This is a genomic window from Streptomyces sp. NPDC060064, from assembly GCF_042736455.1.
Taxonomy (GTDB): Bacteria; Actinomycetota; Actinomycetes; order Streptomycetales; family Streptomycetaceae; genus Streptomyces.
Map to the genome: position 1 here is coordinate 1 of NZ_JBHWWF010000064.1, position 23,585 is coordinate 23,585.

The following is a 23,585-nucleotide window of genomic DNA, read 5'->3' on the forward strand; positions in this document are numbered from 1 at the left end:
AAGTACGTCTACGACGAGGCGGTCCGCTCCGGAGAACTGCAGATCATCGACGACTTCTTCCACGAACTGAGCCGATACGGATGAGCCGGCCGAGACCTCGGCCGACCGACAACAAGGAGGCTTATGCGGAGCTAACCCCCGAGAAATCAGCGGCCAAATCGCCGCAGATCAACGCGCACAACAATGCGGCCCCTAGCCCAACTCCCCGTCCGACTCGGCGAACACAGGTAAGGCGAGAAACCCGCCACCACGGTCGGATGGACATTCCCAAGGTGCAATGCCGCAGAGGAGGAGGCCATCATGCCCGTCATTTCCGTTCCCTACGCCTTCAACGAGGAACAGCTCTATGTCGACCTTCGGTCGATCTTCGGGCAGTCGCTCTTCCTCAAATGTGAGGGCTTCAACTTCGCCGGCTCGATCAAGCTGAAAGCCGCGACCGAAATGGTGGAGACCGCCGAGCGGCACGGAGTCCTGACGCCGAATTCGATCCTGGTCGAGTCCTCGTCCGGAAACCTCGGCGTGGCGCTGAGCATGATCGCGGCGAGCAAGGGCTACCGGTTCCTGTGCGTGACGGACTCCCGCTGCAACCTGTCGACCAGGCTGATGATGGAGGCCCTGGGCAGCCAGGTGCACATCATCGCCGGACAGGAGGCCAACGGCGGCTTCCTCGGCGCGCGGATCGAGTACATCCGCGCGCTGTGCGCCTCCGACGACCGTTACGTATGGCTCAGCCAGTACACCAACCCGAGCAACTGGCAGGCCCACTACCGCAAGACAGCGCCGGAGATCGCCCGCCAGTTCCCGCACCTGGACGTGCTGTTCGTCGGGGCCGGCACCACCGGGACCCTGATGGGCTGCGCTCGCTACTTCCGGGAGTGGCACCGTCCGGTGCATGTCGTCGCACTGGACAGCGTCGGCTCGGTGGCCTTCGGCGGTACCCCGGGACGCCGGATGATTCCCGGCCTGGGCATGAGCATCCGTCCACCGCTGCTCGACGAGTCCTACGTGGACGAGGTGATACGCGTCGAGGAGACCGACACCATCCGCGCCTGCCGTCGCCTGGCCAGAGCGGGCTTCCTGTTCGGCGGATCCACCGGCACGGTGGTCAGCGGCGCCATGGGCTGGCTGGCCCGGCACGACGCGCGCGAACTCACCGCCGTGGCCATCGCCCCGGACCTCGGCGAACGCTACCTCGACACCATCTACCAGACCAACTGGGTGCAGGACCTGTACGGCGAGGACGTGCTCAACCCCGACACGGTGACCGCCGCCAGCTGCCCGGCGGCCCGCCCCGGACCACCAGTGCGGTCACCGCGCCCGCAGCCGGGCCCTCAGCGTCACGAGCACGACGCCCAGGCCCAGGCCGCGTCCGGCAACCGACCCCGTGGCGGGTCGTGGTGAGCTGAGCGTCGTGATCCGTCCATCGGCCGCCGGGCGCCCCCACTCCCGCGGAAACGGGACCAGATCCCGGCACAGCTGCTGCATCGGTGATCTCGAACAACGCATCACTGCGTTCGGTCAGACAGGACACTCTCGCCGAGAGCCAGGAAAGGCGCGGGCGACGTCGCAGGCGACCTCACTGCGGAGAGGCGACCACGTTCCGTCAGCCCAGCTGCAGGCTGACCCCCGGCCTCTAACGAACTTGGCTGATGCAACGGAGGTCGCATCAGAGCGGCAGCGGGTTTCACGTTTGGGCATGACCCCCGTGCTTCACGAATCCGCGGGCACTTCACTGATTTCGGGGACCCGCGGGATGCGGTAGCCCTACGGTGACTCCCGTCGCACTGCAAGGCTAGGGGGGTATATGTCTGAGGCGCCATTGTGGGCTGAGCTGGGCGAGACAATCAGTGCGGTCCGGGGGCAGTTGCAACAGGCTGTCCTCGAGGGCCAGGGCGAGGGCAAGCTGAAGTTCCGTACGGGGCCTGTGGAGTTGGAGTTCTCCGTCGAGGTCCGCAAGGAGGGCAACGCCAAAACCAGGATCTTGGTGCTGCCATGGTCTGCCGAAGCCGGCGGGGCGCTCAGTGCCGGAACCGTTCACCGGCTCAAGCTCATACTCCAGCCGATCGACGACAGTGGCGAGGACCTGCCCCTCTACGGCTCCTGCTGAAACCGATGAACGACAATCGGGTCGTCGAAGTGCGGGTCGCCAACAAGCGAGTGGGCAGCGGATATCTGCTGACAGATCGCCTTGTGCTGACCGCGTACCACGTCGTCGCGGGAGGCGCGCCCATCCACGTACAACCGCTGGACGGCCGGCGGTCCGCTGAGCGGCTCCCCGCATCGCGGTGCTGGCCGAGCGGGCCGGTGGACATCAAGGCCGCGCCTGAGCGGGATGCGGCCCTGCTGCTGATCGACGCTGCGGGGTCACGGGCCGAACCCCCGCCGGACCGGGTGCGGTTCGGTGAAGTCACGGGGCGGGATTGCGTCTCCTGTTGGGGGCTCGGTTTCCCCGATGCCGCGAAGCGTGCGGACGGGAGCCGCGACACCATGGCTGTGCGCGGCCACGTCGACCCCTTGCAGGGGCTCAGGTCCGGGCTGCTGACCGTTCACGACAATAAGCGGCCTCGCCACGGGGACCACGGATCGGGCTGGGCAGGCATATCGGGCGGACCGTTGTTCACCACCGATGATCTCCTCATCGGAGTGCTGGTCCTCGACCGCAACATCACCGTGAACAGCAGCGTCCTGAACGCGGTCCCCTTCAGCGGGATGCTGGACCTGCCCGGGTTCCTCGACACGCTCACGGCGCATGGGGTGGACCCGCGTATTGCACACGAGCCGCTGGACACATACCTGACGGCCGCCTCACGGGCGGCCGGGGACCAGCCGTATGCCGGCGTGCTCAACGACACGACACCGCCGCTCGCCAAGGTCTATCTGCGCGAGCAGGTCCGCTGTCTGGAGGAAGAGCCGGGCGACCGCCCACCACCGGTATCCCAGCCGGTGTCGCTGCCCACGGACAAGGTTCTGGCCGACGCGCGAACCTGCGTGGTACTGGCCGGCCCGGGTGGCGGCAAGTCCAGCCTGCTGCGCACCTGGCTGCACGCCGGTGTCGAGAGCTCACTGCGCGGCGATCACGGGACGCCGGTCCCGGTGCTGGTGCCCGCGACAGCTCTGACCCGCGGAGAGCTGGCCGGCGCCCTGGCCAAGGCGGTGAACGACAAACTCCGGCTGAAACTGCCCGAGACGTTCTTCAGGTCCCGACCGCTGCCCGACGTGCCCTGGCTCGTACTCGTCGATGGACTCGACGAGATCCTCGGCTCCGATGCCCGCCGCGGTCTCCTGCGTGACTTAGCCGCGTTCGCCGACAGAGGCGACACGGACCTGTACCGGTTTGTCGTGGCCACCCGCCCGCTGCCGGCCCACGAACTGAGCCTGCTCGGCGCCCATGTGCCCTGGTTCGACCTGCTGCCCTTCAGCCACGACGACGTACCGCAAGTAGCCCACGACTGGTTTTCAAAGTCCTGAAGGTGCCAGATCCCGCAGAGGCGGCCCGGCGTTTCGTCACCGAGGTACTGGATCGGAAGCTGACCGGGCTGGCCCGCGTCCCGTTGTTGGCTGGACTGCTATGTCAGCTCTACGCCAAGAACCCCGGATCGCTGCCCTCCAGCCGAGGCGAGATCTACAACGAGTTCATCCTGGAGCTTCAACAACTCCAAGAACAAAGCGCGTTGGAGTACCCGGGCGGCAAGACCGTTGCCCAGTACATCCGCGATCACGCGCTGAACATCGCCGGGCATCTCGCTGCCCAACGACTGGCCGGGAGCGAAAAACCGTTCCAGTTCCTCTTGGAATCCTGGACCGAGGCACCGCCCCCTCCCCTGGGCATGGCGCGGACCATTCTCAAGGAGACCGTGCTGCGTAGCGGCTTGTTGACCGAACAGGCAGGCGAGCTCGTCTTCCTCCAGCAGACGTTTCTCGAATACTGTGCGGCGCATCACGCCACCAGCACACAGGAGGGCCGCGACCAGGAGGCCGCCCGCCTTTTCGGGAACCAGTGGTCCCGGCGCCGGCCCTGGAACCGATGGGGCCGACGCTTCTGGCAGCCGCCGGGCACGGAGGAAGCCTCGTACACCGGCTTTCTCCTCGAGATGCTCCTTGACAAGGACAGGAACCGGGATGCGCCAAAGGTCGAGAGGGCGCTGCTGAGACTCGCCCGCCAGACGAACATGATCGGTTGCCGCCTTCTGGCCGAGCAGAAGCGCCTGGGAACAGACCTTCCCGCCCCCGTCACCCACGCTGCCACCAAAGCCCTCGTCTCCCTCGCCCGCATCACCGATGATGACCGGCGGCGCGCCGATCTCAGGGCGCATCCAGATCGGCTGGACCCTCAAGTCGATCCCGCCCTGGCGAATGTGTACCTCTCCAAGGCGACGAGGAACTACCGGGTGGAGGCGGCCGAGGCACTGGGGTGGCTCGGTGTCGAAGGAGCCGCCGACACGCTCGTCGAGGTTGCCCAGGTCCGCTACCTCGCGAACGGCAAATGGCGTGTCAAAGCCGCTGTGGTCCTTGCCGAGATGGGCGACGAGCGCGGTGTGGCCCTGCTCCACGACCTCGCCACCGACACCTGGGTCTACGACGAATGGCGCATAGAGGCCGCTGCGGCCCTGATCCAGTACGGCGACGAGCGCGGCGTGGGCCTGCTCCACAACCTGGCCCGCGACACAAAGCTCACCAAGGGGCACCGCTCCTTTGCCATCTCGATGCTGGCCGCCATCGGTCACGAACGCAGCGCTGACACGCTCGACAGCCTCGCCCACGACGCGAGCACCCCAGCCGACGTCCGTCTGAGGTCGGCCGAGAAGCTGACCAGCATCGGAGACGATCGCGGCCCGGCCATACTCCGCACCTCGCCCATGACGCCGGTCTGAACGTCAGGATCCGCCTGCAGTCTGCCGTCATTCTGGCCGACGCCGGGGAAGAGCGCGGCACGGACCTGCTTGTCGCCCTCGCGCAGGACACCACGGTGGACAGCGCTTGGCGTCTGGCGACCGTCCGCGTGCTGGCAGATCACGACGGCGAACGCGCCACGGCCGTCTTCGCCGATCTCGCTCGCGACCCCACACTGAAGCGCCGTCACCGGAGACACGCTCGGCGTGCCATGCCGTGAGCACACGACGCCCGGCCGTCCTCGCCGCTGCCTGCCCAGACCATCGGGTCCTGGCACTCCCCGCCGTTCGGGACGCCCCTGAACCCGCTCGCCAGGCTCGGGCTGGACATGAACAGCCGCTTCGAGTGGCCCCTGCACGGTCACGTGCCCAAGGCAGCAGCGCGGGTCGCCCCGCGTTCGGCAGGCCGTCATGAAGGACTCCGTGATTCAAGGCCGACCAGCCCGCCCGCGAGGCGGAATCGGCCCGAACGAGGGCGATTCAGGATGCCCTCAGGCGGAGGCGGACAAGGACTTCGCGGTCGGCCACGTCAGCGGGGATGACCATGCCCAGCAAGGGTTTACGGGAGCCGGTCCACTGGAGGTGAGGCAGGGAAACCATGAACGGCAGCAGCACTCAGCCGGGCTGACAACCTGATGCCACCGCGGGGAGGGCATCGTCGACACACTCGGTCGAACACCCTGTTGGAGGTGCCGCGGCGCTACCAGTAGTGCCGTCGGCCGCCGACCGCGTGTCCTACCGCTCCGAGAATCCACAGAACAACCCCGATCGCGACCAGGATGATCCCGATGGTCCAGAGAATGCCGATGCCGGCCAAGAGGCCGATGATGAGCAGAATGACTCCGAGGATGATCATGATGTCCTCCGGTAGAGGAGCGGCCCCCCTCTCTCCTTACAGCTCCCCGCCATTATTCCGGGCAAACCCTGGGCCCGCCCTGACCAGCACGTCCGCGTATACCGCACGTGAGCACCGCCGCCACGTAGCCAAGGCAGGGCTTTGCTTCCGAGGCTCGCAGGCTGCGTGATGCCCGCGCTCGTACCTGCAGCGGAGCAGGTCGGACGGCTCATTGGTTGTGCACTGAGCTCAGGTCCCGGTGAGAGCTGCGCACAGCTCCCACCGGGACCCGATGACGCACTAGAAGGTCAGGTTCCAGGCGTCGATCTTGCCGGTGTCCTGGGAGGCGACGTCACGGACGCGCAGCTTCCACGTACCCGCGGCCACTTCCGAAGAGGCGTTCACGGTGTACGTCTTGGCGACGTTGTCGGTGCCGTCATTGTTCGGAAAGTCCTCGAGCGTATAGACCGTGCCGTCGGGGGCCACGAGAGAGAGCACGAGGTCGCCGCGGTAGGTGTGCTTGATGTCCACGCCGACCTTGAGCGTGGCCGGGGCGTTGCCGCTGACCCCGGTCACGGTGAGCGGAGACTCCACCGTGGAGTTGTCGGCGATGGCCACGTCCACAGTGTTCTCGAAGTACGCGCCGGGCGGCGGCGTGCCACCGACGGCCTTCAGCGCGTCGACCTGGCCCTCGCCGAAGAAACTGTTGCTTGCGGTCGTGCCCGTGCAGCGGCTGTCGGAGGGACAGGCTGTGTCGGTGGCCTGGGCAGCCAGCTTGGCCCGGAGGTCCGCAGGCGTGGAGCCGGGGTTGGTGCTCGCCAGCAGTGCGGCCACACCGGCGACGTGCGGGGAAGCCATCGACGTGCCGTTCATGGTGCCGTACTTGCCGCCGGGCAGCGTCGAGTAGACCCCGGACGCGCCGTCGCCGCCCGGCGCCGCGATATCGATGATGTTCCGGCCGAGGTTGGAGTACGAGGCCTTGACGTTGCCATTGCCCATGGCTGCGACGGTGACCACGCCCGGCAGCTCGGTAGGGATGTCGATGCAGGCGTTGGTGATGGTGCGGGTGACGGGGGTCGAGTCGTTCGGGCTCGATATGTCGGTCCGCTTGTTCGCCAGGTCGTAGTTGGAGTTGCCCGCGGCCGCGACCTGCAGCGAGCCCTTGCTCTCCGCGTACTCCTGGGCGCGCCTGACGCCCTCGATGATCGCTGCCTGGTCCACGTTGTCCGGGCAGTTGAACATCCACGGGTCTGTGTAATAGCTGTTGTTGGTGACCTTGAAGCTGTGGTCGCCGGCCCACATGAAGCCGCAGACGGTGTTCTCGGCGAAGAACATGCTGGTGTTCGGCTCGGCGATCCGGACGGAGGAGATCTTGACGCCCGGGGCTACACCGATGACGCCCTTGCCGTTCTTGGCCGCCGCGATCGTGCCCGCCACATGCGTGCCGTGGTCGCCGACGGGGCGCCATGCGCCGGTCCTCGTGTCCGCCTTGCCATAGGCGCAGGAGACGGAGTCCGCCGCGTCGAAGTTGGGCGCGATGTCCTGGTGCAGGTCGTCGACGCCGGTGTCGAGGACACCGACCTTGACCGCGGAGGAGCCGGGGGTCACGGCCCATGCCTTGTCGGCATTGATCTGGGTCATGTCCCAGCGGTTGGACTCGGTGAGGGTGGTCGTGGCCTGCGTGGGAGCAGCGGGAATTGCGGGATTGTAGGCGTCGGCCGGAACATCCGAGGTCCGGGTGGCGCCGACCTGCTGGACCCCGCTGACGCCGCGCATGATGCCCGCGAAGGTCGTGGACGCCGAGTGCGCCACGATCACCCCGATTGCGTCGTAGTGTGCGAACACCGTGCCACCGTTGTCCGTCACAGCGGCCTGCACGGCCGACGTGTCGCCCGGTGCGGTGATGACCAGGTAGGCCCGGGTACCGGCGGCCCACGAGGCCATGGGCGACGCGGAGGCCGCAGAAGTCCCCGACGTGGTCGTCGCTGCCTGGGCAGCCCCGACGGGAGTTACCAACGCGACGGCCGCGCCGAGGGCAGCGGCAGCCACCACCGAGCGTCTTAGACGGCCTGATATGAGGGTAAGCAATGCATCCTCCGAGAGCCCGGCGGCGCTGGTGGTGCCGACCGGGCCGATTGTGGGAAGTGGTGGACGCAAGATGTCAGACAATGGTCCCGGATGGAAAGGTTCCGATCACGCAAGTGCCCTTCTCTGACCGGTGATTGGCTCTTGCAAGTGCCGTTGTCGAGTCTCCAGAGCTGGTTGACGCCGGAGTTCGACCCATGTTCCGTCGCTGATCGTCGTCTGAATCCACTCGGTGGAACGCATGCGGACTGTGCTCGCGATCGTCGCGGTGAACGGCAGGGTGCCGGCAGCGGCAACGCTCATGGTGGTCGCACAATTCTCGCGCCCGACAGGGACGTTGTGCGCAGTTGCACCCTCGGGAGACGTGGGCCGTGCGCTGCGCGTCCAGCATCTGCTTGGTGGTGTCCTCGCCGGTGACCCCGGTGCCTTCGGCGTCCAGGAAAGCCAGTTCAGCCTCAGAAGTGCCTTCACAGGACCGGGCCTGCTCACCCGGGTGACGCTGCCGGAGCCGCCACAACTGGCCTACCCGCGCGGCATCGGCTCGCTGTGGGAACCCCGGCCCATCACCGGGACCGACGGCATCGCCGCCGTACTCGGCCGCTCACGGACCCTGCTGCTCTACGCCCGCACCTCCGTCGCCGAATCCGTCCTTGCCGCCACCCTCCCCCGCGCCGACTTCGCACCGCCGACTGCCCGCTCGTCTCCCTGCCCGAACTCTCACCCCAACAATCAGGACGGGCACAGACCATGACACCACTCGCGGAACCGTCACACCGAGCTACTTGCCACCTGGTTCGCCGTTCGTCACGGCACCCCCTGTTCGCGTGCGCTGCCGGATCTCCTGATGCATGGCTCAGCCTGCATCGCGGGGAACACCAGTCCGGGCTCCCCCTCGGACCCTGGCTTCACACGCCGGCGGGACTGGATTTTCCGGCTCGTCGGCGAAAGGCGAAGGCCGCCGCCACACCCGCGATCAGGCCGCAGCGGTGGCCCTGCCAGCTGCTGCCGGGCGGCGCAGAGCAGTCTTCACACAACGGCCGCCCGATACCGCTTGTGCGGCAATCGGGCGGCGCTCGCGGTGCCCACCTGTCACTGCTCCAGGGGGCCCAGCGGATTGGCCGGCTCCGCCGCGGCGACCGCCAACCTCTAGGACGAGTTCGTCTTCGCCGTTGACTGTCAGCTCCGCCGGCGCTGCGGGATCGGCTGGGTCGAGCAGCCGCACACCCTGCCGCCGAGGCTGCGTTGCGGACTGGCCACCGCCGGCCTCGCCGCGCGCGGTTCCAGCCGGACCGCTCTGATCGCAGTCGTAAAATCTACGCAGAGGTGTCGAGACAAGGCGCGCGGCTATGAGGGCAGTGGGAAGGCACACGGTCAGGGAAGGCCGCATCCGGCATCGACGGGCCGAGCTGGTCTACGACGACGCCGGTGAGGGCCCTCTCGCGGTGTATGCGCACGGCGGGTTCGTCAGTCAGGCCGTCGAGGACCGGATGGGCCTGTTCGACTGGGCGCCGGTCCTGGCCGCGGGGCAACGCCTGGTCCGCTATGACGCCCGGGGGCACGGGCGATCCACCGGCGACCCCGTGGACACCGACTACACCTATCCCTCCCTTGCCGGCGATCTGCTGGCCCTGCTCGATCACCTGGGCGCCGCCGAGCCCGTCGACGCCATGGGCGCGTCGATGGGATGCGGCAGCGTGCTGCACGCCGCTGTCCAGGCGCCCGACCGGTTCTCCCGACTGGTCCTGCTCATCCCACCCACGGCTTGGACGACGCGGGAGGCCCATGCCCAGGTCAACCGGGAATCCGCTGACACCATCGAACGAGAGGGAGTGGACGATTGGCTCGCCGCCAAGGGGAAACAGCCTCGCCCCGCAGCCGTAGCCGACGTTCCCGAGTTCCCACCGACGCCCGCCGAGAGGGTACTGCCGTCCGTCCTGCGCGGCCTGGCGCTGTCCGACCTGCCCTCCCCCACGGCCATCGCGGCGCTGCGCCAGCCGGGCTTGATCCTGGCCTGGGTGGATGACCTGGGCCACCCCCTGTCGACCGCGGAAACGTTGGCCCGCCTGCTCCCGCACGCCGACCTGCATGTGTCCCGAACTCGCGCCGACATCCGGACGTGGGGGGAACGCATCGCCGAGTACCTGACCGGGCCCCGGCCATGATCGGCATCAGCACCTCTACGTTACGAGGTGGAGATCGCCGGCGCCTCCCCATGGGGATCACACCGGCAACGACGTCGGCGCCGACCGCGAGTCCGCCGTCGACCGGGCCCGAGACGGGAATGCCCCGATACCGGCCACGATCTGGACGTGGTGCGCGTCCGAGGATCCTCCACACACCCGGACCGGACGCAACCCATTCCTCGACCGGAATCAAGCTCTGCATTGCCAGTGTCTCGTCGCGCAGATCTGGAAGGCCGACACGGCTTTCGAGCTGCGTAGATAGCCGTGGGTGACCGTTCGAGATGCACGGGCGTGGGGGCGATGGTTCGCTGGTGCGGCCCGCTCTCCCCGTCACACCAAGGAGTGATCATGAGCGTTGCAGGCGAGTCTGGCGGTCGTTCCAAGCAGATGCGTCAGAAGGCCCAAGAGATGGAGCAGGCCGCGGAGCGTGCCACGGACCCGGAGGAGCGTCAGCGGCTGAAGGACAAGGCCCGTCGGCTCAAGGAGGAGAGCCAGCAGGAAAGCGGCATGGGCGGCCGGGACATCGACCCCATGCTGTAACGGCCCGTCGCATGCACCGGCCGGTGGCCGCCCCCGCGACCCTCCAGGCGCGCGAGAGGCACTGGTTCGGTTCGCGAGAACCTTCGCGTACTGAACCGGACCGCCGGCCGGTCATTTGCGTCTGTAGCAACTTCTGGTCGGGTCAGTCTGAAAGGCGGTGCGCCGCCTCCCGGCGCTCTCCAGGCGGCGGGGCATGGAGCGCCCGTTGTTGCCGCGCCAGGTCCACTCGGAGTTGGTGCCGGCGATGTGGCGGCGTGCGGTGTTCTCCAACGCCAAGCTGCCGCAAGGTTCGGTCGATCGTGACGCGTACGTGGTGTGCGTGCTGGAGCAGCTGCACCGGGCGTTGAACCGGCGGGACGTGTTCGCTGCCCCGTCGAACCGGTGGGCCGACCCGCGGCCCGGTCGCTGGACGGGCCGCGGTGGGAGGCGATGCGCGCGGACGTGCTGGCCGGCCTGAGCCTGAACGAGGACGTCGGCGAGCACCTGCCGGTCTGCCGGCAGCGCTGGACGCGGCCTGGCGGCAGATGGCCGACCGGCTCGCCGAGGCCGGGGACAAGGCGAAGGTCGAGATCGTCGTCCCGACCTGATCATCCCCACCGGCAAGCGCAAGGGACAGAGCCCCAGCGTCGCCAGCATCTACCGGGCACTCGCCGAACACGAGAAGGCCCAGGCGTACCCCGAAGGCATCGAAGCGGCCCGCGCGGACTTCGCCGCACTCCAGAATGCCGATGCCGGCTCCGGCTGGTCTCCGAATGCCGTCGGAGAACCTGCTGTCCGGGCGACTTGGGCGGTGCGTTCATCGACGGAAGCCGGCTCGCGATGGCAAGGTTCAGGAGCCGTGGCCGCGATGGGCTACGGGGCGCGGCCAAGGCCGTGCCGCGGCATGGGACAAAGGATGTGGACTGATGGCAACAGGCACCGTGAAGTGGTTCAACGCCGACAAGGGCTTCGGCTTCATCCAACAGGACGACGGCGGCCCGGACGTGTTCGTCCACTTCTCCGCGATCCAGTCCACCGGCTTCAAAGAGCTGCAGGAGGGTGACAAGGTCGAATACGACGTCACCCAAGGCCCCAAGGGGCCGCAGGCAGAGCAAGTCCACCGCATGTAAGTAGGGCACGTTTCATCGCGCCAAGAAGTGCTGACCCTCGATATCGGGGGCGTACGGCACGGTGCTGAGCCAGTGAGGGCGCGCGATGAACTCGTGCGCCTCCTGGACCGTCGCGACGGTGGGGCCGCGCGCTCTCGTCGCCACCGGTCCGTTGTGGTCCCCGATGCAAGGGAGGCGGCTGGCCTCTGCGTTACGGCTGTTCGGGTTTGCGGGCCAGGAGGCAGCCGTGTTGCCTCCTCACCCGCTCGCTGGGCTCCTGCTCCCATCGCGCGGTGACAACGAGTCCGGCATGGCCCAGTAGTTCGGCGATGCGGTTCAGGGGCAGGAGGTAGGACTGGTACGACACCGGATGGCCATACCCCTGTGTCGGAGGCAAGTGCTCATTGCCGACGTAGACCCCCAGCAGCAGGTAGCCGACGGGCGTCGGCGTGCGGTGAAACTCGGCGAACACCACCGGCAGCTGCCCCGAGGGCTTCTCTGCTGGCCTGACGCGATCGCTGCCGCGGCTGGCGCCCGGGTGCGGGCTTGCTGTTGGGCCGTTCATGGCCGTGGTTCTTGCACGACGCCGACGATGACCGTGGTCACGACCTTGCGGACGGCTCCAGCCTCCGGCGGGGCGCCTTTCCGGTCTGCGAAAAGCATGTGTCCGACCCCGATCAGCGTGGGAGCGAGGGTGTCGACGTCGGCATCCGCCGCGATGCGGCCCAGTTCGCGCTCGGTGGTGAGGTAGGAGGCGATCATGGCCGTAGCTTCCGTCAGTACCGGGATGCCGGTCGGCGTGGTCCGGCGGAGCCGGGCGCGCAGGTCATCCCGGGAGGTGACGAGGCCGACCATCGCCACAGCGACCGACCCGAACAGGTCCGTCAGAGCGCCGGTGAGGTTGTCGGCGACGCTGCCGGTCCCGGCGGAGTTGCGCAGGGCGGCGGCCTGCTTGTCGATCCGGCCGACGCGGTCCAGCACGAGCTCGGCGAGGAAGGCGTCGAAATCGGCGAAGTGCCGGTGCAGGACGCCCTTGGCGCAGCCTGCCTCCGCGGTGACCGCGCGGCTCGTCAGCGCGCTCGGCCCGTCCCGGAGCAGGACACGCTCGGCGGCGTCGAACAGCTGCTCGCGCGCGTCGCGGATGGCTACTCCTGTCGGCACCCAAGGCCGCCGACGGGATCCGAGAGGTGGGCGGGTTCAGCCACCCGGGGCAGTGGCGATTCGACTGGGAGTGGTCCTGCACCCGAGACGCGTGGCTGGACCAGATGCCTACCCATGCCGCCCTCACCCAGCTGCCGTCCGACAAGCTGGCGGAAGTACTGGAGGGCGTCGGGGCCGCTATCGACGCCATGGGTGGCAGCTTCATGATGCGTTACGCGACGGTGGCGGTCACCGCGGCGCGAACCGCCGCCGCCTGACCCGGCTCCGGTCTGTCTGCCGCCGGCGGGGACGCAGGCCCAACCGGTGGTGCTGAATTCCGGTGGAGGGCGGTCCGGAACCGTCACTCGACGCGGACGGCCATGCGCTTCTCGGCTCGGCCTCCTCCCGCTGCTTGCCAAAGAGGTTGACGCCGCAGGCCACGGTTTTGGTGGGCTCCCGGTCCCGAGCAAGGAGGTGCGGATGCACCGCGTCGAACTGCCTCGCCTCCGACGCCGCTGCCCGCCTCGCCGACGCGGCCGGGGACAACGCCGCCGTCCGCGCATACCTCGGACTCCCTGAGGCAGACCGCGACGTGCCGGATGCGCCGCTGACCCCAGCTGTTGATCACGCCGAATGATCAAGGCAGGTGCAGCATGGGACGGCCTTCGTCCGACGATCCCCGTACGGACGGGTGTCCGGTACGGCGATCCAGGGGGACCATGGAAGCCGAAGCACTCACTGGACAAGAGGGCAGGCCGCAGACAAGTGGACAGGCCTAGGACCGCGGCGGATGACGGCCCACACGGTCCGGCAGGTGGAAGGAGTGCCCGGGTGAGCGTAGCCGAAGGTAATCCGGATGACACCGGTAAGCCGGAGGGAAGATCATCGCAGCCGAGCGGGCTGATGGACCTCCTCAGTGTCGCCGCGGTGCTGCTCGACGCCGAGGGGCGGATCGTCTTGTGGAGCCCGCAGGCCGAGGACCTGTACGGCTACACCGCCCAAGAGGCGCTCGGGCAGTACGCGGCGCCGCTACTCGTGCACGAACAGCACTGGGATCTGGTGATCAAGCAGTTCGCCGAGGTCATGGAGTCCGGCCAGAGCTGGGCCGGGGCGTTCCCCATTCGGCACAAGGACGGCAGCACCCGGTTGGTGGAGCTGCGTAACATGCGGCTGCTGGACGACCGCGGCGACTTCTACGCCCTCGGGCTCGCCACCGACTCACCGACGCTTCGAAAGGTGGAGCGCGATGTCGCACTGTCCACCCGGCTGATCTCCCAGTCCCCCATCGGGCTGGCGATCCTCGACACCGATCTGCGGTACCTGGCCGTCAACCCCGCCCTGGAGCAGATGCACGGCATTCCCGCGAAAGACCACCTCGGCCGGCACTACCGCGAGATCATGACCTCAGCGAAGTTCGAGGTACCCGAGGTCGCGATGCGGCAGGTCCTCGAGACCGGGATCCCCATGGTCGACCAGTCCACCATCGTCGGCCACACGCCCGCGGACGACCACAAGCATGCCTGGTCGATCTCGTTGTACCGGCTGGATGACCCCCAGGGACGTGTACTCGGGGTGGCCGACCTGGTGGTGGATGTCACCGACCGTTATCAGGCAGCCATGGAGGCTGCCGAGGCCCGGCGGCGCCTGGCCCTGATTGCCGACGGCTCCATTCGTATCGGCACCACCTTGGAAGTGGAACAGACCGCCCAAGAGCTGGCCGAGGTCACCGTTCCCGAGCTCGCCGACGTGGTCGCGGTCAACGTCCTCGACTCCGTCCTGGAAGACGGCCACCCAGCCTCCCGCGACGGCCCCACCCTTTTTCGCGCCCTAGCGGTGAAGGCCGCCTATCCGACCGAAGCCGCTGAGGCCGCCGACCCACCCGGCCACCTCGCCGCCTACGACACCGACCGGCTGGCCACCCAATGCGTACGCACCGGCCGCCCGATCCTGATCACTCACGCGGACAACAACGACCTGGCGCGCCTCGCCCGCGACCGGCACGCCGCCACTCCGCTGGCCCGCGCCGGCGTGCACTCCTACATGCTGGCCCCGCTCACCGCCCGCGGCCAGATCCTCGGCTTCGTAAGTCTCACCCGCGCCCGCAACCCCCTGCCCTTCGACGAGGACGACCTCGCCCTCGCCACTGAACTGGCCTCCCGCGCCGCCGTGTGCATCGACAACGCCCGCACGCACCAGAGCGTGCGCAACGCCGCCGAGACCCTGCAACGCAGCCTCCTTCCGGAACACCCGCCGCACCTTCCAGGCCTGGAGGTCGCCTCCCGGTACCGGCCCGCACAGGCCACCTACGAGATCGGCGGCGACTGGTACGACGTCCTCCCGCTCGACAGAGACAAGACCGCACTCGTCGTGGGCGACGTCATGGGCAGCGGCATTGACGCCGCCGCCACCATGGGCCGCCTGCGTACCGCCACCAGCGCCTTCGCCGACCTCGACCTCGACCCCGCCCAGGTCCTCCAGCACCTCGACAAGATCACCTCGGGGCTGGAGCACTACATCGCCACCTGCGTGTACGCCGTCTACGACCCACACCGCGCCGACTGCCACATCGCCACCGCCGGCCACCTGCCCCCCGCCCTCGTGCGCAGCGGCAGGCGTCCCGAACTGCTTGACCTGCCCACCGGCACCCCGTTGGGAGTGGGCGGCGTCGCCTTCGAGACCACCACTTTCGACCTCGGCCCCGGTGACCAGCTGGTCCTGTATACCGACGGACTGGTCGAAACCCGCCACCACCCCATCGACGAGCGCCTGGAAACCCTCCTCCACCTGTTGGACAGGCCCGACCGCCCCCTGGAGGAAACCTGCGACCGGCTCCTTCACGAACTCCGGCGTCCCGACGACCCCGATGACGTCGCCCTGCTCATCGCCCGCGTGCAGCCCTTCACGCCCAGCGCTTGATCGGAGGGCCACACCGGATGGCCGTGATGGCCCTCCGTTCGATCGGTCAGCCCGCGCTCCTGCCGCCGGCACTCGCCCCTATGTGCGTCCGATCCCTCGAAGCAGCGCGGGATACACCCCCAGGTACCTGAAATCGCCGAGCTGTGCGACTGCGCCCGGCCGTCCGAAGGGTTGTCCCGTAACTGCTGGTTGCAGCCGGGTGCTTGAGCCGGCCGGCCGCCGCTCAGCCACGTTTCGGTGAGGACCCTCATCGGAAAATGAGAGGCTGGGCGCTACCGGTTGTGCCAGGCTGACGGGTCATCAGTTCGTCCCTCCTCCAAGCGCCTACCAGCTCGCCATGGGAGCGTCAGTGACAGCACCTCGCCTGGTCCCGTTGTTGCAGCAGTTCGACTTCGCATGTGCGCGCCTGGCCGACCGCATGACAGGGCCGGTGATGGACAGCGGTGACGGTTCGGAAACCGAGGTTGGCCCCATGACCGATGAGGAGTACTTCTGGGAGCCGGTGCCAGACTGCTGGTCGGTCCGGCGGCGTACGGGCGGACCGGGTCGGCGGGCGACCCTCCTGGCCGGCACCGGCGACTGGGGACGCGACGCCGCGCCCTACCCGCACCCCTGGCCGCCGCCCTTCACCACCATCGCGTGGCGCCTGAGCCACCTGAGCGAGATGCTGTCCCTCCGCGCCGATCACACAGCCGGCGGCCACACCCTCACCCGGGACGACCACCCCATCAGCGGGGATGCGGCAGGTGCGGTCGCTGCCTTCGACGCCGGTGCCACGGCCTGGCGGAAGTCGCTGCTGAGCATCGACGACACCGCGCTCGACACCGTCGGGTTCTGCACCTATCCCCACGGCAGCGACCTGGACGAGCCGTTCATCGACATCGTGTGGTGGGTCAACCAGGAAGTCCTGCACCACGGAGCCGAGATCGCCTTGATACGCGATCTGTACCGCGCGCGACAGCTCTGACCCCGCCACCAGTGGACACGCGTGCAGCTACAGGAACTCCCTGCCGGTAGGCCCGGCTCAAGGCTGCCCGAACGGTCCCTCGCCGCATACGGGCTGACCGTCGACATCAGGATGACTGCGGTCGCTGTAGTCCCTGGAGGAGCAGTTCGACCAATCGGCGGGGGTCATAGCGGGGATCGCTGTCACGTCCGATGCAGAGGTTGCCGATGCCGCGCATCAGTTCATAGGCGTGCGTACCGGGCCTGATTTCGCCGGCGTTGACTGCGGCTTCGAGCAACTGCGCGCAGACGGGCACCAAGCGGTCGAGGAAGTCGAGGCCGCCGTCCCGCAGCTCCTCGGGCGCCTGGACCGAAGCAGGGTCGCCGTGGCCGGGCACTCGATGGGCGGGCACACCGCGAGCCTGCTGCTGGGCGCCCGGCTCACCGATCCGCACGACGGAACGGAAGCGAACCTGGCCGAGCCCCGGATCAAGGCGGGTGTACTGCTTGCCGCGCCCGGCAGAGGCGCGATGCCCTCAGCGAGTCCGCAGCCGAGAATCTTTCTTTCTTCTTGACCACGGATTTCTCCGAGATGACGACGCCCGCGCTCGTGGTCGCCGGCGATAAGGACACCTCTACGCACCTGACGGTTCGGGGCCCGGACTGGCACACCGATCCGTACTTCCTCTCCCCGGGCCGCAAGTCCCTGCTCACCCTGTTCGACGCAGAGCACGGGCTCGGCGGGGTCTCTGGATATGACGTCGCCGAGACTACGGACGAGAACCCCGAGCGAGTGTCTGCGGTCCAGCGGCTCACCTGGGCCTACCTCCGCACCGAGCTCTACCCCGGGGATTCCGCTTGGCAGGCAGCGCGTGACGCGCTGACGGCCGGCCCCAACCCGCCGGGGCGGGTCGAATCCAAGTAAGCCCAAAGAAGCACCATCTCTGTAGGGACCAACAGCACGAGATGGTGCTTCTTTGGATCGGCGGCTCCTCCGTGAAGGGCACAGCCGCCCCTCCGCGGACTTCTTCCAAGACCCGTAACGACTGCGGCCCCGCCCAGGGCTTGGGTCAGGTCGGCGACCTCCACATCGAGCGGCTGCTCCCTGGTCGACGGACGCGAACAGCCCGTAGCCAGCGCCGTCTTGCTCGCCTCAGGAAAGGCGGCCTGCCGGAGACAGGTCCCGCCGAGCCACAACTGCGCGCTCAGCTGACGGCAGCGCCGAACCACGTGCGCAGCCGGCTGAGCAGATCCTGCTGATCTTCACCGACCCACGCCACGTGGCCGTCCGGCCGCAGCAGCGCCGCGGGCGCGTCCAGTTCCTCGCTGACGTCGACGACGTGGTCGACTCGATCTGCCCAACCTGCCACCGTAAGCCGGCCGGTCTGGTCGAGCAGTAGTCCGCGGCCGCCGTGCATCAGCTCGTAGAGGCGACCCTGCTTCAGCTTCACGTCCCGCATCCGCCGGCCGAGCAGTTCATGCCCCTCGCCGAAGTCGTAGCGGACCCCGACCGCGGTGATTATCCCGGTCACGTACCGGTTCACCTCCTCGAAGTCCATGAGCTTCGAGAACAGCTCCCGCAGCGCGGTCGCACCCGGATCGGTCCCCAGCAGCGTGATCTGCGCGCGGGTGTTGTCCAGCACGCGGGCGCCCACCGGGTGCCGTTCGGCGTGGTAGCTGTCCAGCAGCCCCTCCGATGCCCAGCCGTTGACCGCGGCGGCCAGCTTCCAGCCGAGGTTGAACGCGTCCTGCACGCCGAGGTTCAGCCCCTGCCCGCCGGTTGGCGGGTGGATGTGCGCCGCGTCTCCGGCCAGCAGCACCCGGCCGACCCGGTAGCGCTCGGCCTGCCGTGTGGCGTCGCCGAACCGGGACAGCCAGCGCGGCGAGTGCACGCCGAAGTCGGTGCCCGCGAACGCCCGCAGCTGCTGCTTGAACTCCTCGAGGGTCGGCGCGGTCACACGGTCCTCGGCCACCCCGTCGGCGGGCACGACAACGCGGCACACCCCGTCCTCGTTGGGGGTGACGCCGAACCGCAGTTGGGTCTTGCGGACTTCCTCGACGACGGCGGCGATCGTCGCCGGATCCTCGGTCACCTCCATTTCACCCAGCAGCGTCTCGACCTTGGCGGGCTCGCCGGGGAAACCGACGCCGAGCAGCTTGCGCACCGCACTGCGGCCGCCGTCGCACCCGACGAGGTAGCGCGAGCGCAGGTGCGTGCCGTCCGCCAGCTCGACGGTCACCCCGTCCTCGTCCTGGCTCAGCCCGACCACTTCGCAGCCGCGCCGGATCTCGGTACCGAGTTCGACGGCGCGCTCGTTGAGCAGCCGCTCGGTGACCGGCTGCGGGGTGGCGAGGCCGTACGCGTGAGCCGTGTCCAACCGGTCCGGCCACGGCTTGACGATGCCGCCGAAGAGACCGCCGACCTGGAACTTCTCACTGACCGCGAGGAACCGGTCCAGCAGGCCGCGCTGGTCCATCATCTCGACGCTGCGCGTGTGCAGGCCCTGCCCGCGGGACTGCTCGGTCGGCTCGGTCAACTTCTCCAGCACGACCACGTGCACTCCGGCCAGCCGCAGCTCGCCGGCCAGCATCAAGCCGGTCGGTCCGCCGCCGACCACGATCACGTCAATCATCAAAACGCCCATTCAACGAGATTGGATTTCGGCCAGCCGCTCCGCGCAGTCGGGCGGCACGCACACCCGCACCTCCGCGCCGAGTGCCTGCAACCACACCGCGAGTCCCACGGGCGGTTCGACGTTCCCGCGCAACCCATACGTCGACAACGACGCACGCACTTCGCGAATCTGTTATCTCCGCAGGTTCTGGCCTTGGCCGACGATTCTGCGGCACGACCCGGGTCTTGCCGCAAGCCCCCCGGTGCGCTATATGTTGAGAGTGGCAAGGAGTGGGTATTCTCCTTGCCCTTTGTCGTCCGCTGTGGACGGAGTTCGTCGCCGCGCCGCACAAGCGCTGGGCGGAGCTCGCCAAACGCATGCACGACCGAGCACGTCGGCGACGACACCACTTGAGGTCCGGGTGCCGTTAACGAACCACCTATTCGTTTTCGGCGTCCTCGGCGCATGATCGCCATCATGCCGGGCCAACCTGGCGCTCAGCGGGGCCAACTCAAGTGCTAAGTCACATCACTTGCGACTTGAGCGCTTCCGTTGTCCCGCTTGGCCAACTACGACGCTCACCACTCGGTCCGGGCTCCTGACTGCGGGGGTGAAGGGTGGGCGGCCCACACGAAGGAACGGCCGTTTCTGATGCCCACACCGACCCAGCAGTTGGGGCGGGCCTCGGCACCGCTGCCGGCCCAGATGGGTGGCCGTCCGACTCCGGTCTTCGCCCGGACTCATCGTGACGCGACGGTCCCGCCCGACCAATGTGGCTTGCCGCGGTCAGGGCGAGTGAAGTCTCGACAGCGCCTGCTGCAGTTGGTGCGGGGCGAGCGGGGTGCCGGGCAGTGACGCGGCAGGGGAACGCAGGCCGTTGAGGAACAGAGTCAGTGGACGTAGCCATGCGCCGGGGGATGCGGCCTCAGCAGCGGGGACGGCCCGGCCGAGGGCAGCGAGGACGAAGAGCAGGTCCTCCACTGTGACGTCGTCGCCGACGGCGCCCCTCTCGCGGCAGCGTGCGAGGAGATGACCGAACGTTTCAGCGTTGTGGGCGTGCAGGTCTTCCAGCGAGGGGATGTCGGGAATGGTCGTGGTCATCAGGTCGGTGACGCCCCGGTCTTCGGCAAGTCCGGTGAAGATGTGCATCACGTAGGCGACCAGACCCGTCCAGGGATCTTCGCTTTCGCGGGCACGCTCGCCCGCTTCCCGCGTCGCTGCCAGCAGGTCGTGGAACACGGCCTCGATCAGGGCGGCGCGGTCGGGGAACCGTCGGTACAGCGTGGCGTTGCCGACGCCTGCCCGGCGGGCGATCACATCGAGGGGTGCCTCCACGCCCTGCTCCGCGTACACCTCCCGAGCAGCGTCCAGGATCCGTCGGCGGTTGCGCTCCGCGTCTTGTCTCACGTCTCCATGCTACCCCGAAACGAGGAGCACTCCCCACTTTCTGCTACGGTCAGGAACCGGCAAACGGGGAGCACTCCCCGGTTGCCGTTTGTTCGTCGTTGGTTGTCGCTGCCGCAGCCATCCGTCGCACGTCCATGACCCCGGAGGACAGACACCGTGGCACTCGTCGAACTGGTCCCCGACCAAGCCCACTTCACCACCGATCCCCACAGCCGCTACGCGCAACTGCGTGCGCAAGGCGCCGTCCAGCACGTTCTGCTGCCTTCGAAGGAAGCTGCATGGCTGGTGACCGACGCCGCCGCCGTACGAGCCGCGCTCGCCGACGAGCGGCTGCGCAACGACATCCGGCACTCCGCCTCGTGGACCCACGACGGCGGGTACGCGATCGGGCGGAACCTGCTGCAGGTCGACCCGCCGGATCACACCCGGCTACGACGGCTGGTGGCAGGTGAGTTCACACGGCACCGCATCCAGGCACTGCGACAGCGCGTCCAGGACATAGCCGATGGACTGGTCGACGCGATGGCACCGGCGGGGCGGGCCGACCTCGTCGACGCCTACGCCTTTCCCCTGCCGGTGACCGTGATCTGTGAACTGCTCGGAGTACCGGGCGCGGACCGGGACACCTTTCGCGCCTGGTCCGCCGAGATCGTCGCTGCCACCAACCACGAGGCAGCTTCAGCCGCCGCCTCGGCGATGACCGGCTACCTCACCGACCTCATCGAAACCAAACGAAGTCAGCCACTCGCCCCGCACACCGAAGCGGACGGCTCGGCCAAGGGTGATCTGTTGCACGCCCTTGCCCACGCCAACAGCACGCAGGAAGAACCACTGACACCGCCGGAGCTGCTCGGCATGGCCTTCCTGCTTCTGGTGGCCGGTCACGAGACCACGGCCAACCTGATCGCCAGCACTGTCCACCTGTTGCTCCGCCACCCTGCCCAGCTCGCCGCCCTACGAGCGGACTGGACCCTCCTGGAAGGCACCGTGGAGGAAGCCATGCGCTACGAGCCCCCCGCACTGGCCACCACCTACCGCTACCCCGTCGAACCAGTCACGATCGCCGGCACCACCATCCCCAAGGGCGCCCCCGTCATTCTCGGCCTGGCCGCCGCCAACCGAGACCCGGCACTGTTCCCCGACCCGGACCGCTTCGACATCCACCGCGACCCCGCCAACACCCGCACCCACCTGTCATTCGGCCACGGCATACACCACTGCCTCGGCGCGCCACTGGCACGTCTGGAAGCCGCAATCGCAGTCCGGACTCTCCTCGAACACCTCCCCCACCTCGCGCCGGCGGACCCATCCACCCCTCCCGAATGGCGCCCCAGCCTCCTGCGCGGACTGCACCGACTGCCCGTGACCTGGTGAACCACCAGGCACCGCCCGCCGCTTACCGCCATTCCCCCGCGGCTGCCAGGAGTCGCGCTGGAGTGGTGCGGGCCATGCTGGGGCGGAGGGCCGCGCAGACGGCGATCCGGCCAAGAAGGGACGCGCCTCAGCGCAAGACGGAACGCGCGATGCGGAATCCCACGTCGTCGATCTGGAAGGTCGGGTGGCTGCGGCGCCGCACCGAGGCCCGGCAGCTCCAGGGCTCGTCGAACCACCCACCGCCACGTAGTACCCGATAGGTGCCGTAGACCTCGGCGTCGTAGACGTCCCAGCACCACTCCCAAACGTTGCCCAGCATGTCGTACAGACCCCACGCGTTGGGCTGTTTGAGGCCCACGTCGTGAATCTGCTCGTGCGAGTTGCCGCGATGCCAAGCGATCTCGTCGAGCCGCCCGTACCGCGCGTCGGCCGTACCGGCACGACATGCGTGCTCCCACTCGGCCTCGCTCGGTAGCCGGTACCCGTCAGCGGATGCGTCCCACTCGATACCCTCGACGTCAGCATGGAGGCGGTACGCGGGCGCCAACCCCTCGCGTTGGGAAAGTGCGTTGCAGAACCGGACAGCGTCCAACCAGGAAACGCCCTCGACGGGCAGGTGGTCGCCGTGCGCGGTGCTCGGCCGCCGGCCGGTGACCTGTGCGTACCGCGCCTGAGTGATCGGGAACGCAGCGAGCCGGTAGGGCGCAAGCTCGACCGACCAGCTGCGCTGTGTTCGCCGGTCCGACAGCGTCACCTGCCCCGGCGGGATGGCAGTCATCTCGTTTTCTGCGCTCGCGTCCATGATCGGGCGATCTTACCAACTGCCTGTCCCCGCGCAGCGGACAGCACCAGCGCCGCTCGTAGGTCGCCAGGGCCCACCAACAGCAACGCCCCTTCGACAAGCGGTCTCCCGCCTGACCCGTGCCACTACCGAGCGCGGGGCGGACTCGTCTCCCGAAAAAGTTATGCTGCCTGGCCATGAAGATCGCGCCGGGAGCAGGAGCGGCCCAGCCGACGAGTGGTGTCGCGTGCCGACGACGCCCGGGCCCACGTGTATACCCCGCCCGGCGAACACCGTGCCCCGCCCGAGTACTTCGTGGCCCGGTGAGCGAGAGTTCGCCGATGCTCCGGCGGCAGTCAGGACTCGGCAGCCCTGCCCACGTCTGCTGTGGACTTGCGTAGCTCCTCGTTGAGTCTCAGGGCTTCTTCGAGCTGGTCTTCCAGGATGACGATGCGGCAGGCCGCGTCGATGGGAGTACCGGCGTCCACCAGTTCGCGGGCGCGGGCCGCGATACGCAACTGGTAGCGGGAGTAGCGGCGATGGCCGCCGTCCGACCGCAGCGGGGTGATCAGGCGGGCTTCGCCGATGGCCCGGAGGAAGCCGGGCGTGGCGCCGATCATCTCGGCCGCGCGGCCCATGGTGTAGGCGGGGTAGTCGTCATCGTCGAATCGATCGCTGGTGGGCGATGGAGTTTCTGGGGGCACTTGCACCTCTTCCGGAACGCGTCGAGGGGCCCCCCGGGCGGGGGGGGCCCCGGGCCCCCGCGGGGTGTAAAAACACAACAACC

General features: G+C 68.4%; 21 protein-coding genes and 3 pseudogenes. 14 read left to right on the forward strand and 10 right to left on the reverse strand.

From position 1 onward, the window contains the following. The first annotated feature begins 300 nt into the window (after positions 1-300). The 4 genes from sbnA to ACFWDI_RS38735 all read left to right on the forward strand — a co-directional run bounded on the left by sbnA (position 301) and on the right by ACFWDI_RS38735 (position 4,871). Positions 301-1,401, forward strand: a complete 1,101-nt coding sequence (sbnA, locus tag ACFWDI_RS38720) for a 2,3-diaminopropionate biosynthesis protein SbnA (RefSeq protein ID WP_385311551.1) — start codon at positions 301-303, stop codon at positions 1,399-1,401. A gap of 403 nt (positions 1,402-1,804) precedes the next feature. Next, a complete protein-coding gene (locus ACFWDI_RS38725; protein ID WP_385311554.1) occupies positions 1,805-2,107 on the forward strand; it encodes a trypco2 family protein in 303 nt (100 codons plus the stop codon). Between the two features lie 5 nt (positions 2,108-2,112). Continuing rightward, entirely contained in the window at positions 2,113-3,468 is a 1,356-nt protein-coding gene (locus ACFWDI_RS38730; RefSeq protein WP_385311555.1) for a trypsin-like peptidase domain-containing protein, read from the forward strand. Between the two features lie 2 nt (positions 3,469-3,470). Then, a complete protein-coding gene (locus ACFWDI_RS38735; RefSeq protein WP_385311557.1) occupies positions 3,471-4,871 on the forward strand; it encodes a hypothetical protein in 1,401 nt (466 codons plus the stop codon). 718 nt (positions 4,872-5,589) lie between these two features. On the opposite strand, the gene ACFWDI_RS38740 is transcribed toward ACFWDI_RS38735, so the two are convergent. After that, positions 5,590-5,745: a DUF6131 family protein gene (locus tag ACFWDI_RS38740; RefSeq protein ID WP_251017061.1), complete on the reverse strand. Its 156-nt coding sequence runs from the start codon at positions 5,743-5,745 to the stop codon at positions 5,590-5,592. 279 nt (positions 5,746-6,024) lie between these two features. Beyond that, complete coding sequence (locus ACFWDI_RS38745) at positions 6,025-7,668, reverse strand: S8 family serine peptidase (protein WP_385311559.1); 1,644 nt, start codon at positions 7,666-7,668, stop codon at positions 6,025-6,027. Positions 7,669-8,173: 505 nt separating this feature from the next. Here ACFWDI_RS38745 and ACFWDI_RS38750 point away from each other — a divergent pair. The 5 genes and pseudogenes from ACFWDI_RS38750 (at position 8,174) to ACFWDI_RS38770 (ending at position 11,641) form a co-directional block, all read left to right on the forward strand. Beyond that, entirely contained in the window at positions 8,174-8,560 is a 387-nt protein-coding gene (locus ACFWDI_RS38750) for a hypothetical protein (protein ID WP_385311561.1), read from the forward strand. 595 nt (positions 8,561-9,155) lie between these two features. Then, positions 9,156-9,971, forward strand: a complete 816-nt coding sequence (locus ACFWDI_RS38755) for an alpha/beta fold hydrolase (RefSeq protein WP_385311563.1) — start codon at positions 9,156-9,158, stop codon at positions 9,969-9,971. A 369-nt stretch (positions 9,972-10,340) separates the two neighbouring features. Beyond that, entirely contained in the window at positions 10,341-10,532 is a 192-nt protein-coding gene (locus tag ACFWDI_RS38760) for a DUF6381 family protein (RefSeq protein ID WP_327321422.1), read from the forward strand. Positions 10,533-10,689: 157 nt separating this feature from the next. Then, positions 10,690-11,110, forward strand: a pseudogene (locus ACFWDI_RS38765) (Tn3 family transposase); the annotation flags it as partial. A 327-nt stretch (positions 11,111-11,437) separates the two neighbouring features. Continuing rightward, positions 11,438-11,641, forward strand: coding sequence for a cold-shock protein (locus ACFWDI_RS38770; RefSeq protein ID WP_327321423.1), 204 nt, complete (start codon positions 11,438-11,440; stop codon positions 11,639-11,641). Positions 11,642-11,653: 12 nt separating this feature from the next. On the opposite strand, the gene ACFWDI_RS38775 is transcribed toward ACFWDI_RS38770, so the two are convergent. The 3 genes from ACFWDI_RS38775 to ACFWDI_RS38785 are packed head-to-tail and all read right to left on the reverse strand — an operon-like array spanning position 11,654 to position 12,781. Beyond that, positions 11,654-11,785 carry a hypothetical protein gene (locus ACFWDI_RS38775; protein WP_385311565.1) on the reverse strand — a complete coding sequence of 44 codons (132 nt, stop codon included), beginning with the start codon at positions 11,783-11,785 and terminating at the stop codon, positions 11,654-11,656. A 46-nt stretch (positions 11,786-11,831) separates the two neighbouring features. After that, positions 11,832-12,185: a hypothetical protein gene (locus ACFWDI_RS38780; RefSeq protein ID WP_385311567.1), complete on the reverse strand. Its 354-nt coding sequence runs from the start codon at positions 12,183-12,185 to the stop codon at positions 11,832-11,834. Beyond that, positions 12,182-12,781 carry a TetR/AcrR family transcriptional regulator gene (locus ACFWDI_RS38785; protein ID WP_385311569.1) on the reverse strand — a complete coding sequence of 200 codons (600 nt, stop codon included), beginning with the start codon at positions 12,779-12,781 and terminating at the stop codon, positions 12,182-12,184. The genes ACFWDI_RS38780 and ACFWDI_RS38785 overlap by 4 nt, the downstream gene beginning before the upstream one ends. Positions 12,782-12,885: 104 nt before the next feature. Between ACFWDI_RS38785 and ACFWDI_RS38790 the strand changes: the two genes are divergently transcribed. From ACFWDI_RS38790 to ACFWDI_RS38800, 3 genes are all read left to right on the forward strand, one after another. Continuing rightward, positions 12,886-13,038, forward strand: a complete 153-nt coding sequence (locus tag ACFWDI_RS38790) for a hypothetical protein (protein ID WP_385311571.1) — start codon at positions 12,886-12,888, stop codon at positions 13,036-13,038. Positions 13,039-13,663: 625 nt separating this feature from the next. Continuing rightward, positions 13,664-15,676 (forward strand): SpoIIE family protein phosphatase, encoded by a 2,013-nt coding sequence (locus ACFWDI_RS38795; protein WP_385311584.1) that lies wholly within the window; start codon positions 13,664-13,666, stop codon positions 15,674-15,676. A 349-nt stretch (positions 15,677-16,025) separates the two neighbouring features. Continuing rightward, positions 16,026-16,643 carry a DinB family protein gene (locus ACFWDI_RS38800; protein WP_385311573.1) on the forward strand — a complete coding sequence of 206 codons (618 nt, stop codon included), beginning with the start codon at positions 16,026-16,028 and terminating at the stop codon, positions 16,641-16,643. A 106-nt stretch (positions 16,644-16,749) separates the two neighbouring features. On the opposite strand, the pseudogene ACFWDI_RS38805 reads toward ACFWDI_RS38800, so the two are convergent. Beyond that, positions 16,750-16,953: pseudogene (locus ACFWDI_RS38805) on the reverse strand (TetR family transcriptional regulator); the annotation flags it as partial. Between ACFWDI_RS38805 and ACFWDI_RS38810 the strand changes: the two are divergent. After that, positions 16,945-17,546, forward strand: a pseudogene (locus ACFWDI_RS38810) (alpha/beta hydrolase family protein); the annotation flags it as partial. The pseudogenes ACFWDI_RS38805 and ACFWDI_RS38810 sit on opposite strands and share 9 nt — an antisense overlap. A gap of 280 nt (positions 17,547-17,826) precedes the next feature. On the opposite strand, the gene rox reads toward ACFWDI_RS38810, so the two are convergent. After that, positions 17,827-19,254, reverse strand: a complete 1,428-nt coding sequence (gene rox / locus ACFWDI_RS38815; RefSeq protein WP_385311575.1) for a rifampin monooxygenase — start codon at positions 19,252-19,254, stop codon at positions 17,827-17,829. Positions 19,255-20,022: 768 nt separating this feature from the next. Further along, positions 20,023-20,643, reverse strand: coding sequence for a TetR/AcrR family transcriptional regulator (locus ACFWDI_RS38820; RefSeq protein ID WP_385311577.1), 621 nt, complete (start codon positions 20,641-20,643; stop codon positions 20,023-20,025). Positions 20,644-20,799: 156 nt separating this feature from the next. Here ACFWDI_RS38820 and ACFWDI_RS38825 point away from each other — a divergent pair, with 156 nt between their 5' ends. Continuing rightward, positions 20,800-22,017, forward strand: a complete 1,218-nt coding sequence (locus ACFWDI_RS38825; RefSeq protein ID WP_385311579.1) for a cytochrome P450 — start codon at positions 20,800-20,802, stop codon at positions 22,015-22,017. A gap of 127 nt (positions 22,018-22,144) precedes the next feature. Here ACFWDI_RS38825 and ACFWDI_RS38830 read toward each other — a convergent pair whose 3' ends face one another. Further along, positions 22,145-22,819, reverse strand: a complete 675-nt coding sequence (locus tag ACFWDI_RS38830) for a formylglycine-generating enzyme family protein (RefSeq protein ID WP_385311580.1) — start codon at positions 22,817-22,819, stop codon at positions 22,145-22,147. A gap of 335 nt (positions 22,820-23,154) precedes the next feature. Continuing rightward, positions 23,155-23,502, reverse strand: a complete 348-nt coding sequence (locus ACFWDI_RS38835; protein WP_385311582.1) for a MerR family transcriptional regulator — start codon at positions 23,500-23,502, stop codon at positions 23,155-23,157. Positions 23,503-23,585: the final 83 nt, after the last annotated feature.

Bases quoted from the DNA above. Each gene is read 5' to 3' on its own strand.
- sbnA (WP_385311551.1), top strand. From the start codon at position 301: ATGCCCGTCATTTCCGTTCCCTACGCCTTCAACGAGGAACAGCTCTAT.
- ACFWDI_RS38725 (WP_385311554.1), top strand. From the start codon at position 1,805: ATGTCTGAGGCGCCATTGTGGGCTGAGCTGGGCGAGACAATCAGTGCG.
- ACFWDI_RS38730 (WP_385311555.1), top strand. From the start codon at position 2,113: ATGAACGACAATCGGGTCGTCGAAGTGCGGGTCGCCAACAAGCGAGTG.
- ACFWDI_RS38740 (WP_251017061.1), bottom strand. From the start codon at position 5,745: ATGATCATCCTCGGAGTCATTCTGCTCATCATCGGCCTCTTGGCCGGC.
- ACFWDI_RS38745 (WP_385311559.1), bottom strand. From the start codon at position 7,668: ATGGCCTCGTGGGCCGCCGGTACCCGGGCCTACCTGGTCATCACCGCA.
- ACFWDI_RS38755 (WP_385311563.1), top strand. From the start codon at position 9,156: ATGAGGGCAGTGGGAAGGCACACGGTCAGGGAAGGCCGCATCCGGCAT.
- ACFWDI_RS38760 (WP_327321422.1), top strand. From the start codon at position 10,341: ATGAGCGTTGCAGGCGAGTCTGGCGGTCGTTCCAAGCAGATGCGTCAG.
- ACFWDI_RS38770 (WP_327321423.1), top strand. From the start codon at position 11,438: ATGGCAACAGGCACCGTGAAGTGGTTCAACGCCGACAAGGGCTTCGGC.
- ACFWDI_RS38780 (WP_385311567.1), bottom strand. From the start codon at position 12,185: ATGAACGGCCCAACAGCAAGCCCGCACCCGGGCGCCAGCCGCGGCAGC.
- ACFWDI_RS38790 (WP_385311571.1), top strand. From the start codon at position 12,886: ATGCCTACCCATGCCGCCCTCACCCAGCTGCCGTCCGACAAGCTGGCG.
- ACFWDI_RS38795 (WP_385311584.1), top strand. From the start codon at position 13,664: ATGGACCTCCTCAGTGTCGCCGCGGTGCTGCTCGACGCCGAGGGGCGG.
- rox (WP_385311575.1), bottom strand. From the start codon at position 19,254: ATGATTGACGTGATCGTGGTCGGCGGCGGACCGACCGGCTTGATGCTG.
- ACFWDI_RS38830 (WP_385311580.1), bottom strand. From the start codon at position 22,819: ATGGACGCGAGCGCAGAAAACGAGATGACTGCCATCCCGCCGGGGCAG.